At 44.9% G+C, this 15824-nt stretch carries 16 protein-coding genes and 1 pseudogene; 8 read left to right on the top strand and 9 right to left on the bottom strand.

The genetic code is table 11. From position 1 onward, the window contains the following. Nucleotides 1-211 precede the first annotated feature (211 nt). Nucleotides 212-1693: a site-2 protease family protein gene (locus QUA40_RS23520; RefSeq protein ID WP_333130351.1), complete on the bottom strand. Its 1482-nt coding sequence runs from the start codon at nucleotides 1691-1693 to the stop codon at nucleotides 212-214. Between the two features lie 33 nt (nucleotides 1694-1726). On the opposite strand from QUA40_RS23520, the gene QUA40_RS23525 reads away from it, so the two are divergent. The 6 genes from QUA40_RS23525 to QUA40_RS23550 all read left to right on the top strand — a co-directional run bounded on the left by QUA40_RS23525 (nucleotide 1727) and on the right by QUA40_RS23550 (nucleotide 9072). Further along, nucleotides 1727-2401 (top strand): MBL fold metallo-hydrolase, encoded by a 675-nt coding sequence (locus tag QUA40_RS23525; RefSeq protein ID WP_333130354.1) that lies wholly within the window; start codon nucleotides 1727-1729, stop codon nucleotides 2399-2401. 151 nt (nucleotides 2402-2552) lie between these two features. Continuing rightward, complete coding sequence (locus tag QUA40_RS23530) at nucleotides 2553-3113, top strand: sugar O-acetyltransferase (protein WP_333130357.1); 561 nt, start codon at nucleotides 2553-2555, stop codon at nucleotides 3111-3113. Nucleotides 3114-3408: 295 nt separating this feature from the next. Then, a complete protein-coding gene (locus QUA40_RS23535; RefSeq protein ID WP_333130359.1) occupies nucleotides 3409-3873 on the top strand; it encodes a hypothetical protein in 465 nt (154 codons plus the stop codon). A 1161-nt stretch (nucleotides 3874-5034) separates the two neighbouring features. After that, nucleotides 5035-7395, top strand: coding sequence for a cache domain-containing protein (locus QUA40_RS23540; protein ID WP_333130362.1), 2361 nt, complete (start codon nucleotides 5035-5037; stop codon nucleotides 7393-7395). A gap of 396 nt (nucleotides 7396-7791) precedes the next feature. Continuing rightward, nucleotides 7792-8373: a manganese efflux pump MntP family protein gene (locus QUA40_RS23545; RefSeq protein ID WP_333130365.1), complete on the top strand. Its 582-nt coding sequence runs from the start codon at nucleotides 7792-7794 to the stop codon at nucleotides 8371-8373. A 144-nt stretch (nucleotides 8374-8517) separates the two neighbouring features. Continuing rightward, nucleotides 8518-9072, top strand: a complete 555-nt coding sequence (locus tag QUA40_RS23550; protein WP_333130386.1) for a glutathione S-transferase family protein — start codon at nucleotides 8518-8520, stop codon at nucleotides 9070-9072. 84 nt (nucleotides 9073-9156) lie between these two features. On the opposite strand, the gene QUA40_RS23555 is transcribed toward QUA40_RS23550, so the two are convergent. The 3 genes from QUA40_RS23555 to QUA40_RS23565 form a co-directional block, all read right to left on the bottom strand. Next, nucleotides 9157-9294 carry a photosystem II reaction center protein K gene (locus QUA40_RS23555; protein WP_006634808.1) on the bottom strand — a complete coding sequence of 46 codons (138 nt, stop codon included), beginning with the start codon at nucleotides 9292-9294 and terminating at the stop codon, nucleotides 9157-9159. A 60-nt stretch (nucleotides 9295-9354) separates the two neighbouring features. Continuing rightward, nucleotides 9355-10485 carry a tRNA guanosine(34) transglycosylase Tgt gene (gene tgt, locus QUA40_RS23560; protein WP_333130368.1) on the bottom strand — a complete coding sequence of 377 codons (1131 nt, stop codon included), beginning with the start codon at nucleotides 10483-10485 and terminating at the stop codon, nucleotides 9355-9357. A gap of 225 nt (nucleotides 10486-10710) precedes the next feature. Beyond that, nucleotides 10711-11160, bottom strand: a complete 450-nt coding sequence (locus QUA40_RS23565; RefSeq protein WP_333130370.1) for a hypothetical protein — start codon at nucleotides 11158-11160, stop codon at nucleotides 10711-10713. 259 nt (nucleotides 11161-11419) lie between these two features. Here QUA40_RS23565 and cobS point away from each other — a divergent pair, with 259 nt between their 5' ends. Together cobS and QUA40_RS23575 are read left to right on the top strand one after the other, a co-directional pair. After that, entirely contained in the window at nucleotides 11420-12217 is a 798-nt protein-coding gene (cobS, locus tag QUA40_RS23570) for an adenosylcobinamide-GDP ribazoletransferase (RefSeq protein ID WP_333130373.1), read from the top strand. A gap of 169 nt (nucleotides 12218-12386) precedes the next feature. Next, nucleotides 12387-12686 carry a hypothetical protein gene (locus QUA40_RS23575; protein WP_333130375.1) on the top strand — a complete coding sequence of 100 codons (300 nt, stop codon included), beginning with the start codon at nucleotides 12387-12389 and terminating at the stop codon, nucleotides 12684-12686. A gap of 247 nt (nucleotides 12687-12933) precedes the next feature. On the opposite strand, the gene QUA40_RS23580 is transcribed toward QUA40_RS23575, so the two are convergent. The 5 genes and pseudogenes from QUA40_RS23580 to QUA40_RS23590 all read right to left on the bottom strand — a co-directional run bounded on the left by QUA40_RS23580 (nucleotide 12934) and on the right by QUA40_RS23590 (nucleotide 15273). Continuing rightward, complete coding sequence (locus QUA40_RS23580; RefSeq protein WP_333130378.1) at nucleotides 12934-13959, bottom strand: thioesterase domain-containing protein; 1026 nt, start codon at nucleotides 13957-13959, stop codon at nucleotides 12934-12936. Between the two features lie 64 nt (nucleotides 13960-14023). Further along, complete coding sequence (locus QUA40_RS29120; RefSeq protein WP_445301187.1) at nucleotides 14024-14188, bottom strand: transposase; 165 nt, start codon at nucleotides 14186-14188, stop codon at nucleotides 14024-14026. Between the two features lie 196 nt (nucleotides 14189-14384). Further along, entirely contained in the window at nucleotides 14385-14591 is a 207-nt protein-coding gene (locus tag QUA40_RS29125; RefSeq protein ID WP_445301186.1) for a transposase, read from the bottom strand. Between the two features lie 121 nt (nucleotides 14592-14712). Next, nucleotides 14713-14862, bottom strand: a pseudogene (locus tag QUA40_RS29130) (ISL3 family transposase); the annotation flags it as partial. Nucleotides 14863-14961: 99 nt separating this feature from the next. Beyond that, nucleotides 14962-15273, bottom strand: coding sequence for a hypothetical protein (locus QUA40_RS23590; protein ID WP_333130383.1), 312 nt, complete (start codon nucleotides 15271-15273; stop codon nucleotides 14962-14964). Between the last annotated feature and the right edge of the window lie 551 nt (nucleotides 15274-15824).

Raw genomic sequence — 15824 nt, forward strand, 5'->3', positions numbered from 1 at the left:
AGTAGCGTTTAAAGCCTTTGGGGGTTAACTTTTGTAATTGTTCGTAATTCATATTATTAAGCTAATTTTTTATTTTACCAAAGCGATCGCACTTTCGCAAGAGGTCTATTAATTTAGCATCAATCTACAGATCTAAAGTCTTTACCCAGCAAGGAGTTCAGTGACCTGAATCCTTACACTTTTTCCTTCTTCCTCCTTCCCCTTCTTCAGACTATACATTTAACCACTCAATGAGTACCCTGGGCGCCGGCAACAAAATCATTAACAAAAGCCCGATCGCCAGCAACCCCAAAAAATCCCGCCGATTATCCAATTCACTGACATCATTCAACGCAGGTTCGTCGTTTAGTGGCGTCAAAAACAAAATAATCGCCCACAGCAGCAAACCCTGTTCCAAAAAAGAAAGCAGCAGCATACAAAGTCTAGCAACTTGCCCGATCGCCATACTCGCTCGCTGGCCGAACATCGCGTGTACAATGTGCCCGCCGTCGAGTTGTCCCACCGGCATCAAATTAAACGCCGTCACGATCAAACCCAAATAACCCGCCACCGCTACCGGATGCAAATCGATCGCAGTTTCCGCATTCAAAGCACCACCCAAGGTTAACTTGCTCAACAAAGTCATCAACAGCGAAAAACTGGGTTTGAAAGAGTCAAAATTTAACATTCCCGACTTTTCAGACAGCGGTACAATAGTCGAATGATTCAAACCCCAAATCAATAATGGCACTGCCGCAACTAAACCCGCAAGGGGCCCGGCAATACTAACATCAAATAAAGCTCGGCGGTTGGGAATGGGGCTCCGTATTTGAATGAAAGCCCCAAAAGTTCCCAAGAAAAAAGGAATCGGAATAAAATAAGGCAAAGTCGTGCGAATTTTGTAAAATCGGGCCGCTAAATAGTGGCCGGATTCGTGAATTCCCAAAAATGTAATTAGAGCCAGCGAGTAAGGCAAACCCTGGAGCAACATTGACGGGTTGGACTGCAAAGCTTGTTCAGTAACTCCGGCAAGTTGCGCCCCGACAAGCGTAGTCGTAAACACCGTGATCAGCAGCAAAGCTAATGCAAAAAATGGCCGGGTTAGAGAGGGAGTTTTAAGGGCTGTAAGGGGAGTTTCCCCGACTTTGCTGCTGGGATTGGGAACTATAGCAAAAAAAGGTTGACCGTTCAAGCTGTTTTGAAATACTACTAAAAAGCGATCGCCAAAAAGCCTCTCCACATTCTCCCGAATTGTCTGATAAGCAGCCTCCGGGTTCGTCCGCAACTGCCCGCGACAAATTACCGCCTGCGGCCGAAATTCCAAATCTCGCAAAAAGTAAATTGACCAAGGAAAACAATCGCGCAAACTCGCTTCTTCCGCCGCATTGATCGGGCGCACGGGCGGTTTTGGCTTTGCCGGTTCAGTCTCCGAGTCTGCTACCTGCTCTGCAGTTTCGGCGGTAATTTTCTGGCGCCCCAACTGTACCAAAAACCAATACAAAAAAGGGCAAACCAGAAAAGGTATAATTACCAACTCCGGCGGTACAGTTTTGCTGCTACCGTAAACTAAAATCCAACCACCCCAAATCAGCGCGGGCGCCATCATTACCAGCCACAGCAGCCATATCGGAGTCTTGGTGATGCGGCTGGTGCCGTTCTGCAACAAGTAGTACGATATCAGCCCCAATACGAACAACCATAGTAAAAAGAACATAATATTTATCCCATTCCCTTCTGAAATACTTCCTTGAAACAACAGAGTTTAGTCTCCAAACAACCCAGGCCCGTGCTCGACAATATCCTTGCTTTCCCGCCTAACCGGGAAACTCTGGGTGCAACAGCCTATTTCATTGTAGAAAACCAAACTAACATCCTGGTGGATTGTCCCGCTTGGGATGAGATTAACCAAACATTTTTGCGGGAACAGGGCGGCGTGCGACTGCTGTTTCTCAGCCACCGTGGCGCTATCGCCAAGGCGCGGGAGATTCAGGAAGCCACGGGGTGCGAGATCCTGATTCAAGAGCAGGAAGCTTATTTACTGCCGGGTTTGAAGGTGACGGTTTTTGAGCGAGAATTTGCTGTGAGCGATCGAATCAAAGCATTTTGGACTCCTGGCCATTCTCCTGGTTCCTCTTGCCTTTATCATAGTGGCAGCCGTGGAGTGCTGTTTTCGGGTAGGCACTTGCTCCCCAACCGAGAAGCCGCCCCAGTACCGCTGTGGACGGCAAAAACTTTTCACTGGCCCCGGCAAATTAACAGCGTGAAGTCAATTATCGATCGATTTTCGCCGGAAACTTTACAATATATTTGCCCCGGTGCAAATACTGGTTTTTTGCGGGGAAAAGGATCGATCGATCGAGCTTTTGAGCAATTAGCTAATTTGGATTTAGCTGTTTGTTTGCAGTCAAAACGTGAACCATAAATGTAGGCTACAACATCAAAAAATGATCTGACGCGCTAATTATAGCGGTAAGGTGCGCCCTTACGCACCTACATTATTCTTCTGTTTCTTAGAGAGAAAGTTCGTTGGTGAAGTAGCGGTTAAACCGCCGATTCTTACCGTGGAACAAACTGTGGAAAAAACCGAAAAACAAAAAATGCTCGCCGGTGAATTGTATTTAGCTGCTGATGAGCAATTAATTTTAGATCGCCAGCGAGCCCGCCGCCTCGCCAGAACATACAATTCTACCCGCGAAGACGAACCAGACAAACGGTTAGAAATTCTCGCAGAATTGTTCGGTGCAGTTGGGCCAAAAGTTGAAATAGAACCACCTTTCTACTGCGACTACGGCAGCAATATTTATGCTGGAAACGGATTGTACATGAATTTTGGTTGCGTCATCCTCGACTGCAATCGAGTTAACATTGGCGAAAATTTACTGTGCGCGCCCAACGTGCAAATTTACACCGCTTTTCACCCCACAGACCCGGAAATTAGACTTTCTGGCAGAGAACTCGCCGCTGAAATTAATATTGGCAATAATGTTTGGATTGGTGGCGGCAGTATTATTTGTCCAGGAGTCACTATTGGCGACAATAGCACGATCGGCGCAGGCAGTGTTGTTGTCAAAGATATTCCCGCAAACGTTGTGGCGGCGGGGAATCCTTGCCGAATCATCCGGCATCTACCTTGATGTGGTACGATCGACACAATCGTGCGATCGGCTCCTTGGAGCTTAACCAAAAAATTTTAGGTATTAGAACAGCCGGTTTGAGATTTTTAACGTAAAATCCCCCAAAAAAACCGTGGAATAAATCTAAAATCTAAAATCTAAAATCGCTTAATATCAAATCCGTTAGCATCGGAATAGTAAATTCGAGTTGACGGTTGACTGTTGACAGTGAACAGTCAACAGTCAACATCATTCCGGTGTAACCGGAAATGATATAATTTCTCGTTCCCGGTTTCCACACTACCAAGCTTTTCTTATGACGACTGCAACAGTTTATCCCAACGCTCCTGATCTCTGCACCGACGACTACATAGCAATCGGTGTAGCTACCTGCTTCATCAAAGAAGAAGGCGAAGTTTTTGAAGTGCAAGTAATCGAAGCTATTCCCTCAGCAGCTTTAGAAGCAATTGTAAAGGGAATTCCCACATCTTATTTAATGATTTGCGGGACGACTTTGGGAGCAGTGCTCGACGGCGAAACACCCAAAATATTGCCAGAGTTCCCTACATCAGCTCAGTTTAGCGAAGAATTTGGCTTTCGGGCGATCGCCGCTGCCCGCACTTACAAAATCCGCCCCCAAGCTCAACTTCACATTCCCTTGGGAACAGTTCGCAGCGACTTTACTTATTCCTTAGAACGTAAAAGGGTGCTCAACTCCGAGCGCGTCATTCGCACTGAAGACAATGTGAAACAGCACGAACACACTCACAAGGTTCTTTAAACAAATCCCGCAACTGGGGCAATTTAGCAGTGCCTCAGCCAGCGGATGCACTGAAAAAAAAATTGAGTTTTGAGCTGTAAATTAAAGATTTAACAAGTTTTTCCTTCATTGATAATGAACGAAAATTTTTTAATATTTCGTTACTAAGGAATGAGAATTAAATAACTTCCACAAGTTTGTGGGATGGGCGTCCCGCCCGTCCTTTTTTGACAGGCGGGACGCCCATCCCACAATAACAATTAAAATTGTAAGTTATTTAATTCGCGATCCTAAGCAGTACGGCGGACTGTTTTTGATTGCAAAAAAAAATGGTTTAAAGCCTCTCCCTTGTAGGGAGAAATTAAAAGAAGACTATTCCTTACTCCAATCCTCTTCCTTCCAGGTAGAGGTCGCTATCAACTATCAACTGTCAACTGTCAACTGTACCACCGTAGAATAAGGGTTTCAAGGCAATTCGGCCATCGAACTATCAACGGAAAATCTATGCTTTCAGAGTAGGAACTAAAAACAGTCTGGACTATTGACTAAGAAACGCACCAAACATCTCAACCTAAAATGTCTACTGCTCACATCACCTAAATAACATCAATTATTAACAACTGTAAAAAATAATTAAGTAGTTGATTAAAGTTTTTAATTTGTCAAAAATGTGGTATAGCAATCCTAAATGATTATACTCGTTACCAGGAAGAGCCTGGTAACGCATATCCGGAGGAAGAGCCTCCATTGTCGCAGCCGAGGCTCTTCCTCGCTTACATCGGTTCCCAGGAAGAGCCTGGGAACCAGTTAACCACTTATTGAAACTGATGCGAGGATTGGTATATGATATTATTCCTGTTTAAGAAAGTGATATCAAATCGGGTACCATCGGAATTAATATTACCCACCGCCCGGACACGGCAGTGCCTTGTCCCTACAATTAATCTGGGTAGGGAAAGGGAAATATCATGTCCTTTATATCATAAAGAGTACAACCGAAAACGATAGGAGCCGCTCGGCGGGAAAAAATTTAAAAATCCCCGCAATTATTGAATGCTAGTAGTTTAAGACTACTGGCAGGCGGGCGAGTAGATCGTAGGTGAGCTAAGGATTTCAATCTCACAAATTGGTCAAACCATGCGAAGCTTTGCGAGAGTAAAGTGGTGGAAATTAACTCGACTATTGCCAGCGGGATTAAAGGGCGAATACTATCTTCGCTACAAAACTGCGCTGTTAATTTTGGGCGTAACAATTATGGCAGCTAGCATCACTGGTTGTATCAGCTATCAAAGCGTTCGCCGCTTGATTATCACCAAAAGCGAGCGAAATGCTTTGTTAGAAGTTAGGGAGCGCGCCAACAAGATCGATCGCTGGCTCGGCACTAGAAAGGCTGAGATCGAAATCCTCGCCAATACTCCTCCGGTTCGTTCGATGAAGTGGTCAGTGGCAGAGCATTATTTAAAATCAGAAGTAAATCGACTGCAAGAATTCCAGCACTTCGCATTAATTGATCCCGACGGTTCTTATTTCACCACAAAAGTCGGCAGAGCGTTGATTAATGTGAGCGACCGCCAACACTTTAAAAAGGCAATGGCTGGGGAAGTCTATGTTTCCGATCCTACTATTTCTCGCACGCTCAAAAAACAAAGTATTGTTCCCATTTCGGCTCCGGTGTGGTCAAATGCGGCAAATTCTATTGATAAAACAGCACAAAAGCCGATCGGAGTAATGAATGGCGTCATTAGCATCAGCCGAATTGCCGAAGTAGTAGGAAAGCTGGAATATGGCCCCGGAACTTACGCTTTTGTTCTCAATTCTCAAGGAGTACCGATTGTGCATCCCGACGCTCGATTAATCGGAAATATAGACAAGCCTGCTCCGAGTCTTTTAGAGTCCGCAGATACTAATTTGGCGAATGTAGCCCGGGAGATGGTTTATCAAAAAACTGGCATTGCGCTGACTAAAATCAACGACGCCACAGTTTATGTTGCCTATCTTCCTTTAGAACAAGCTGAATGGTCGATCGCCCTCGTAATTCCCCGCGACAATCTCGAAAAAGAACTCCTTCCTTTCAAGATACTAGCAGTAGCCGCCGGCGTACTTGCAGCCGCAGCTATTTTCTCCGCAATTGTGGCGCTCAAGCTGTTTGCCCTAAATTGCATTCGCAGTCGCACAGAAGCCCTTCTCCACCGCTTGACCGGCCGCATTCGCGCTGGCTTGCACCTCGATCGCATCCTCCAAACTACAGTAGACGAACTCGGTATTTTACTGAAGATCGATCGAGCAATTTTCGCATGGTACGACCCCCGACAAGATACTTTAGAATTTGCCTGGGAATATTGCCGGGAAGGTTTGCCGGCGAGTTTGGGAATCTTTGGTGTTCCAGGAGGGCCCTCTGGAGATTTAGCTGCACGGCTTCACCGCTGCGAAACGATACTGCTACATAAAACGGCCGCCCCTGATGCCACAGCGTCTGAGGAACACGCCCATATCGAACTCACAAATAGTCACTACGCAGCAGTACCCGTACTAACTCAGAATCATCGGCTGGGATATCTGTTCGCCTTTGCAAATCGGCGGTTTGCAACTCCCGACGAGGTGGAAGTTTTGGAAGCAATTTCAGACTCGCTGGCAATCGCAATTTCCCAATCCCAACTCCACGGGCAAATTCAAGAAGAACTCAAACTTTTGGAAGAAGTATTAGCCAAACTCAGAATCACCGAAGAGCATTTAGTAGAAAGCGAAAAAATTACAATGGTCGGTCAACTAGCCGCCGAAGTTGCCCAGGAAATTAATAACCCGATTAACTTTATTTACGGCCGCCTGATTCACCTCAACGATTATATCAAAGATTTGCTCCATATAATTCGCCTCTATCGAGAACAATATCCCGAACCTGTGCCACGAATTGCCAAAAAAATAGAGACTTGCGACCTAGATTTTATCAGCCAAGAGTTGCCGCAAATCCTCAATTTTTTGAAAATAGGAGCCGATGGCATTCGACAGATAGTCCTGGCTTTGAGGAAATTTTCACTTCCTGACCAAGCCAACAAAGAACACGCCAACGTTAATGAGAGCATCGACAATATTTTGCTGTTGCTGGCTCACAGACTGGAGCAAAAAATATTAGTAGTCAAGGAGTACCACAACCTGCCGCCAATTTTGTGTTATCCCGGTCAACTGAGCCAGGTATTCGCGAGTCTGATCAGCAATGCTATAGATGCCGTTAAAAGTATTGACAACTCGGCTCAAATTATTACAATCAAAACCGATATTTTTGAGGAATATACAGGCAGATTTATTGTTGTATCGATCGCCCACGACGGCTCCAGGATTCCGCCGGAAATTAAACACCGAATATTTGACCAGTTTTGCCCTACTAAATCCTTTAAAAATTTTACAGGATTAGATCTGTCGGTTTGCTATAAGATTATTGTAGAATTGCACGGCGGCAGCCTTACAATTGAATCTCCGGTTGAATCTCAAATTAAATCCCAAACTGGGGGCGGTGCTGAGTTTATGGTAAAATTGCCGATCGTTTAATTGAAAATTTTAAAGCTTGAGTGATCGTGGTAAATTATGAATACTTTTGCCTCCCTGTTAGTCCGCCTCGGGGGAGGAAAGTTGGTGTAGGATGGATTTCCACCGCCCAGTTTTTATTTCAATGTATCGAAGCGTTAACTGCTAGTTGAGTCATGGACGCAAAACCTCTATATTTAGGAGGCGCGACTTACTAACTACTTTTTGTATTCTGGACTGTAGCTCATAATTGTTCATCATAATCCAGCTAAGCGCGGAGTTTTTCAACCTCGCCAATTGTGAAATAAATGTGATTTAAAAATGAATAAAATATGAAAAAATGTAATGTTATCAAATTTTAGTGTAAACTAAAACAGTCAAGAGGAACACTTTACTTATAACATCTAACACTTAACAAAAATGGATGTAGCCACTACTATATTACTTTCCTTGGGACTCGCAGCAGATGCTTTTGCTGTCGCTGTTTCCAGCGGTTTAGCAATCAAACACATGAAGGTCAATAAAGCTTTAAAAATCGCCTTATTTTTCGGAGGTTTTCAAGCTTTAATGCCCGTAATAGGATGGCTCATCGGTCTTAGTTTTAGTTTTTTGATAACACCGATCGACCATTGGATAGCTTTTGGGCTTTTGAGTTTCATTGGTGGTAGAATGATTTACGAATCGCTGCAAAGCGAAGAATGCGAGAAAAAGTTCAATCCCTTAGATACTGGGACTTTGATAACGCTGTCGGTGGCGACGAGTATCGATGCTCTCGCAGTTGGCCTCGGATTTGCTGTCCTGAAAGATTCTATTGCTCTTGCGGTGACTGCGATCGGATTCGTGACTTTCTTTCTCGTATTTGCTGGCGTGTTTATCGGGCACAAGTGCGGCAACTTATTTGGCAATAAAATAGAGTTACTGGGAGGTGGAATTCTAATTGCGATCGGCAGCAATATCTTATGGTCGCATTTAACAGCAGCGTCGGCAGTCATCACTCATTAGTTAGTCGTTATTTGTTAGTTGTTATTTGTAGGCTTGTTCCTGGTTACCAGGCTCTGCCTGGGAACACATACCCGGAGGCTGTGCCTCCAATAACAAATAACCAAATGCTACAATAATAAGATTGTGTTAAAGGATAAAAAATCCGTGCTGAAACTTTACGGCGGTGCCCGCAGCAGGGCCTCAATTGTCAAGTGGTATCTAGAAGAAATAGAAGTTCCCTACGAATTCGTCATGCTAGATATGCAAGCAGGAGCACACTTGCAGCCAGAGTATCTCGAAATTAACCCGATCGGCAAAGTACCCGCGATCGCCGACGGAGATTTTAAACTTTGGGAATCCGGCGCAATTTTGCTGTATTTAGCTCAAAAATATGGTAAGATGCCAGACACTTTGGAGCAGCAAGCTCAAATCGTGCAGTGGGTCATGTTTGCTAACGCCACCTTGGGGCCGGGAATATTTACAGAAGCAAGTCGCGATCGCGAAACTCCCAAGTTGTTAAAACCCTTAAATGAAATCTTCGAGAAACAGCCGTTTTTAATGGGTGATGAATTTGGCGTAGCCGACGCAGCAGTCGGGTCAATGTTGGCCTACATTCCGATGATGCTAAAACTAGACCTCAGTGCTTATCCGGCCGTTGTAGATTACATCAAGCGGATCTCAGAAAGACCGGCATTCAAAAGTGCGATCGGCGGTAGCTGAAAGCAGAAAGAAGAACCAAACAAAACTTAATAGCGAAAAGCAGGGGCAATTCTGGAATTGCCCCTGCTTTTATTAAAATCAAACTTATCTAAATCCGACAGCCGCCTGCCAAACAAAAGCCAGCAGCAAGAAAAATACCGGAATGACCGGCAAAACATTAACCAAAGGCTCAAAAATCGAATAAGCTTCGGGCAGTTTTGCTAAGAGTAATGCAGCTTCCATGAATCAACCTACCTATCCAACAGAATTTTCATAATTGTCGCATATCTTTACCCAAGGCAATCATGATTGATCGACTCTCGGTGCAAGCCAGTAGGCAAACTCTTCAGTAAATCGATCGGCAAAAATCGCTTCCCGCATCCTCCCAGTAAAGCGAATCAACTCCGTAACATTGTGAATCGCCAGCAAAGTATACCCCAGCACTTCGTTAGCCCGCGCCAAATGGGCCAAATAAGCCCGACTGAATTTTTGGCACGTATAACAAGGACAAGACTCATCCAGCGGAGCAAAATCCTCCCGGAATCGAGCATTTTTCAAATTCCAGCGTTCCCCACCAACAAAAGCCGTCCCATGGCGGGCTAGCCGAGTCGGAATCACGCAGTCAAACATATCTACGCCACTCGCCACCGCCAGCGCCATTTCCCGATAAGTCCCAATCCCCATCAAATAACGCGGTTTATTTGCCGGCAACAGAGGCGCAGTCACCTTCACAATCTCTGCGATCAAATCCCCCGATTCCCCCACACTAACGCCGCCGATGGCGTAGCCTGGTAAATCCAAATCTACCAACTGGTTCGCCGCCCGCGATCGCAAATCGGGGAAAACGCCCCCCTGGACGATTCCGAATAAAGCTTGATCCGGGCGCGAGTGAGCTTGAATGCAGCGTTGCAGCCAGCGGTAAGTGCGATTTGTGGCAGCCTCCACCTCCTCCCGCGTAGCGGGGTAAGGGGGACACTCGTCAAAGGCCATAATCACATCAGCACCCAACTCATTCTGAATTTCGATTGATCGTTCCGGCGTCAAATTAATCATGCGGCCATCGCGGGGAGAGCGAAAAGTCACCCCATTCTCAGAAATAGTCCGCATTTGGCTCAAGCTAAACACCTGAAAGCCGCCCGAATCCGTCAGCATCGGGCCCGGCCAAGCCATAAATTTGTGCAATCCGCCAGCGCCTGCGACAATCGCTTCCCCCGGCTGCAAGTGCAAGTGATAAGTATTTGCCAAAACCATTTGAGAACCCGCCGCCTCAAGATGTGCCGGTGTCAAAGTTTTGACATTAGCTAGCGTCCCCACTGGCATAAATTTAGGCGTTTCCACAACACCGTGGGGAGTGGCAAAAACCCCTGCACGCGCTTGGGTATGGCTGCAATTAGCCTGACATTTAAAAGAAAATTTCGCCTTGTCCTCAGTCATTAGTCCCCGATGCTCGTTAACCCCTACTCGGCCGTCCGTGTTATCTAATCTATTGTTGTTGACATCGCGACAAAAAACTCATGACCTCGCCCAAAAAAGGATACAAGTTTCCGACAATCGTCGTGGAGGGCAAAAAATTTTAGACCTTAGTTCTAACTCCCAGATTCAATGCTGCAAGTAGATCTAAAATCTAAAGTCTAAAATCTAAAATCGGCTGACTGACGATTAAAAGGGGGAATCATCTTCGTCCAATTGCAGATCCCAGTTGCCTGAGAGTACCTGATCCACAACCGCATCCAAAGCCGCAGCATTTAAATTCCGGGCGAATTGCTCTTGCAAAGGATTGGAGAGGGGAATTAACCGCAACTGCCGTCCATCTTGAATCAAGTCAAAATAAGCACCATCTTCAGGAGACTGTTTAAGTTCCAGGTAATCAAAACTATACACGTTCAAATAAAGCGCATGGTTGGCAATCAGGGTAGAACGATGGGGGTTGGCGAAGACTTCGAGCACATAACCTTCCCCTTCGCTATAAATCTGGCCATCTTGTATGTGAAGGTAGCGGACACGTCCTAAATCAAACAGCAATCTTTTGATATCGCGTTTGTTGACGACAATCCCTGTATCGATGATGCAAGGAGCAACTACCCTGTTATTCAATTGATCGTCACTCATGGAGTAAAAGCCTCTGTTGTAGTATTTTCCCGTCTTGAAAATCAGGGAGTTAGCTAGAATTCTTGGGAAGGGAAACGCGGATCTTGAGTTTAGTCATTTTAGATAGGGAGCTTTGGGATCGCTGCCGACAGAGGTTTTCCGGGGAAAAGAGCGGGCGACAGGAGGAATGCTCGATCCAAAAAACTAGGGTGTTACAGTCCAATTCTGGCACACGTTAATCGATTGACAACTGCATACCAGATGAAAATTTTTCTATCTTATGGTGCATGATAAATGGGTTCGCTCTACGATCGACTTTTTCCGGAATCAAGGCGCTGCCATCGCAGCCGCAGTCGCTTTTTATACTTGTTTGCCGGTACCAGTGTCTTGGACTTTGGAGTTTCGGGGCATTGCCCGCTTGGCACCGGCGATCGGGCTTTTGATTGGGGGGATGCTGGGACTGGGGGATGTTGGGTTGCAGTTGTTGGGAATGCCTGCTCTGACTCGATCGGCCTTGGTGGTAGTCTTGGGCATCGCCGTGACTGGCGGGCTGCACCTAGACGGCGCAATGGACGCGGCGGACGGGCTGGCTGTACCCGACCCGGTACGTCGGCTGGAAGTCATGCGGGACAGCGTTACAGGAGCCTTTGGGGCGATGGCTGCGATCGCGATCGTGCTGCTGAAAACTGCCGCTCTCTCGGACTTGAATAACTATCGGTGGCTGGCTTTGATGGGTGTCGCGGGTTGGGGAAGGTGGGGCCAACTGGTGGCGATCGCCCGCTATCCCTATCTCCGGGCCGAGGGTAAGGGAGCTTTTCACAAGGAATCGATTTATTCTCCTTTTGATTTTATCCCAGGTGTGCTGTTGCTGCTGAGTTTGAGCGTGGTGCAAGTTGTCTTGGAGGGCGATCGGTGGCTGTTGGCGGTGGGGATGGCTTTGGGGGGAAGTGCAATCGGAATTTTTGCCGGAGCGTGGTTTAACCATCGTTTGGGCGGGCACACGGGCGATACTTACGGTGCTGTAGTCGAGTGGACGGAAGCTTTGTTGCTGTGTCTTTTGGCAGCATTGGAAGGGTAAGTGATGCCATGTTGCCATAGTTTTAGTGAAGACTTTAGTCCTCAATTTATCAAATAACGACGGTTTTAGCAGGTGGAAATCCGCACTCAATAGCAATGATTTTGCTCCTGTCTGCCTTCAAATGCCACGCTAGATTAGATACAGCAAACCTCAAACTTTAAAGAAAGCTATGGGATACTTTATTGATGCGATCGTCCTCGGAATGTTAATTTGGGCTGCGTTCGAGATTGTCCAAACAATCCGCAATTGGGAAACGAATCCCGAAGAAACTACCAGCAAAATTCAAGCTGAAATGGTCCAAGAAACATATCGCGGTCAATTTGGTGCCGATGCGCTGGAGGGAGGGAGTCAGGCTGTCGGAAACGCACTCCACGCCGGCCACTGCGCCGCCGAAGCTGCAGCTTGCGAATCTGCTCCAAGTGCGATCGGTCATCTGGTAGAAGGCTTGTTGCACGTGCTACACCATTAATATCGTGTCTGCTAGCGTAATATCAAATCTGTTAGCATCGGAATTATAAAATCGAGTCATATCAAATCCGCGCTTCATAGTCCTGTATTCATCTCTCTGTCTAATCTTCCTCTGTGTTCTCTGCGCCCTCTGTGGTTAAATCATTCCGATGCAACCAGAAACGATTTGATAATTGATAGTTGATAGTTCACAGCGAAAATTAGAGCGGAGTTTTTGCTGTCCATTGTCCACTGTCAATTGTCCAATGTTAACCTTGAGCCCGATCGACCGCAGCCTGCAATTTTTCCCCCAGTATCCGAACGTGAGGTTCTTTTAACATCCCAAGGTGGTCGCTAGGAATCTCATGAACCTCTATTCCTCCCGTAATTACCCTACCCCAACCTAATTCGAAGTCAGCCCCAAACGCCTCCGCACTCTCAACTGCCTTGAAAACAGAGGCCCCACCCGCATAAACTCCCCCTGCATAATGTTTCAATGCCTGATGATTTAATTCCCGATGAGTGAAGTTTTCCAAATAAATTGGCAGGGGACGCCCCACCGCCCGGTACAAATTGCACAAAATTCTCCACTGAATCTCAGTGATATCCTCGATTTTTCCGCTCAGATTGCTCTTCGCTTTATTCATAAATGCACCGGGGGTGAGACGTAAAATTCTCATTATGCCCTCACTGCGCTTCATCTCAAACGAATTGTTGAAAGCATCCGGCCCGTAAGTGTCCAACAATCCCAGCAAAGCTACCTTCTCACCTAGATCGTGAAGTTGCCTAGCAATCTCAAAAGCTACCGTCCCCCCAAAAGATACTCCTAACAGAAAATAAGGGCCGTGTGGCTGAAAAGTTTGCATTTCTTTTATGTAATAAGCTGCCAATTCCTCAACTCGATTGGGGGGAGCCAATTTTTCATCCATAATCTGGGTTGACAGTCCCAAAACAGGCTGCGATTGATCGATATAATTCATTAAAGGACGGTAAAATTCCAATCCCCTGCCCAGCGCGTGAATGCAGAACAGAGGCGGTTTGTAACTTCCTGTTCCCGGTTGAATCACCACCATTGACGGAGACGGTGACGACCATTCTGGTTCGCGGAGAATGTCAGCCAATTGTTCAACATTTGGCGATTGGAAAATAGCAGACAGTGGCAGCTTTTTGTCGAAGACTTTTTCTATTTCTGCTAACAGGCGCGCTGCTAGCAGGGAATGTCCTCCCACCTCGAAGAAATTGTCCCTGATGCCGATTGAATTGATGGCTAAAACTTGTTGCCAAATTTCTGTCACTTGGAGTTCTATAGCAATCCTAAATGATTTTCTCTATCGGTTCTTCCTTACCTACTATGCCAAACTAACAATTAAAATGCTGCGTAAGCAGACATCTATTTTTGTAAGTCTCAAAATTCCTAAAGCCATAGGCCGAACGTTTTATTAACTTGAGCTTGTTATTGATACCCTCAACAACACCACTTGTTGTTCTAAAATCAAAGTAAGCAATTATTTCCTTTGTGCCAATTGGTAATAGTCTTCACACTTTCAGGAAAATATTGTTGGGCTCTTTTCTGCCAGCTCCCAATTCTCAACAATCCCCGGAACCAATTACTTTTTTTATTTTCAAATATTTCTCGGAATTTTTATTTTAATTTAGGCATTGCCGCGAGAGGAGGACACACTTTTTTAACTGATATTAATTTGAGCTTTTGCTTCTCTTTTCAACTCGCCTCATTCTTGAGTAAAGAATATTTACTGTCATTTATGCCGGACAATATTTCTTGATACTCTGCTATTTTTTGGGGCAATTTGTTGTTTTTACTTGCATCTCTTACTTCCCTTCTTTCGCGCTTTCTTTGTTTGTGTAACTCCTTGTTGACTTGTACCCTTACATGAAATCTGTCCGCTACTACTTGAGCATTTGACATCAGTTTTTTTACTAGGGTTTTGTAACCTTTCCACAAATCTATACTTACTTATTCTATTTTTTCGCTTGCTCTCTGAACCCCAGGATTTAAGCACTGGCACGATTTCTGCTTGCGTTCTTCCTTTGACAATTGTAATCAATTTAGATTTTTCTAAATCGATTAATACGGCACAGTAATTTCCTTGACTTTTGATTAAAGCTATTTCATCAATTCCTAGTTTTTTTGAATTTGATGGTTTTGACGATAATTCTTGTGAAGCATCTGATAACATTCTTTCTATTTCTTCTGTGGTCACTCCTCCTTGTTTTGCTACAATGTGAATCTCACTTGACAATACTGATGTGATTGTGCTATTTGCTAGTCGTTTTGTCTAAGTTCTTCGGTTGTTCACAAAGTCTAATTTTTCACTAAATGGTTTGCCACATTTTTTACCTTTAAACTGTCCCCTGTTTATTTCTAAAAATACTGGTTGCTTTCCCCCCGATAAATCTTTTACTACGTATCGAGGATTTTGAGGTAATCTATTACTTTTTGTCCCGCAATGATGACAATGACTTTCTCGCTCGGTTGACTCCACCTGTAATATTATTCCAATTCCTTGTAGTTGACTCCTTTGAGTTACTTTAATTCCTTGTATGTTCAGCAGCTCTGTTAGAACTTTAGTACCCTTTTTTGTGGTCATGACTGTAATTCGCTATCAAAAAATTTTCTGACTATTTATAATTAACAATTAAACCAGCCTTAATGTCAAGCCTGACAAGGAGTTGATTGACATTTTGACATATTTATTAAATTTATTTTACTGAGGTAGCTATTGATTTAGCATAGTAAGTAAGAAAGAACCAAAGTTTCTAAAGTGATACCATCCACTGATATCTCTCCCTGAAGGCCGTAGACACTAGCAGCTTCCTGACTAATACTGTTACATTCTCGATTATCGGAAGTATATATTTTTAATGGCTTATTTCGGTCTGATATAGCATAATTAAATTTTTTAACTAAGCCATTTTCTGGCAGCTGAGAATACACAGAAGAAACTGCTTATATTGTGTAAGACATACAATTAAACTCGCGAGTTATCCCTTCGCTAAATTGACCGACATTGGCGCCTAAATCGATCACTAAAGAGTCATAATCGAGGATTGTAGAATAAATAGGGCTCTTCAGAACTTATGGTGATAACTTTATCTAATAAAAGATAGACTCGTGCATAAGACTAGAAGCTGAAACTCA

Origin of the sequence: Microcoleus sp. Pol11C3, from assembly GCF_036701485.1 — a bacterium.
In the GTDB taxonomy this organism is placed as follows: domain Bacteria; phylum Cyanobacteriota; class Cyanobacteriia; order Cyanobacteriales; family Microcoleaceae; genus Microcoleus.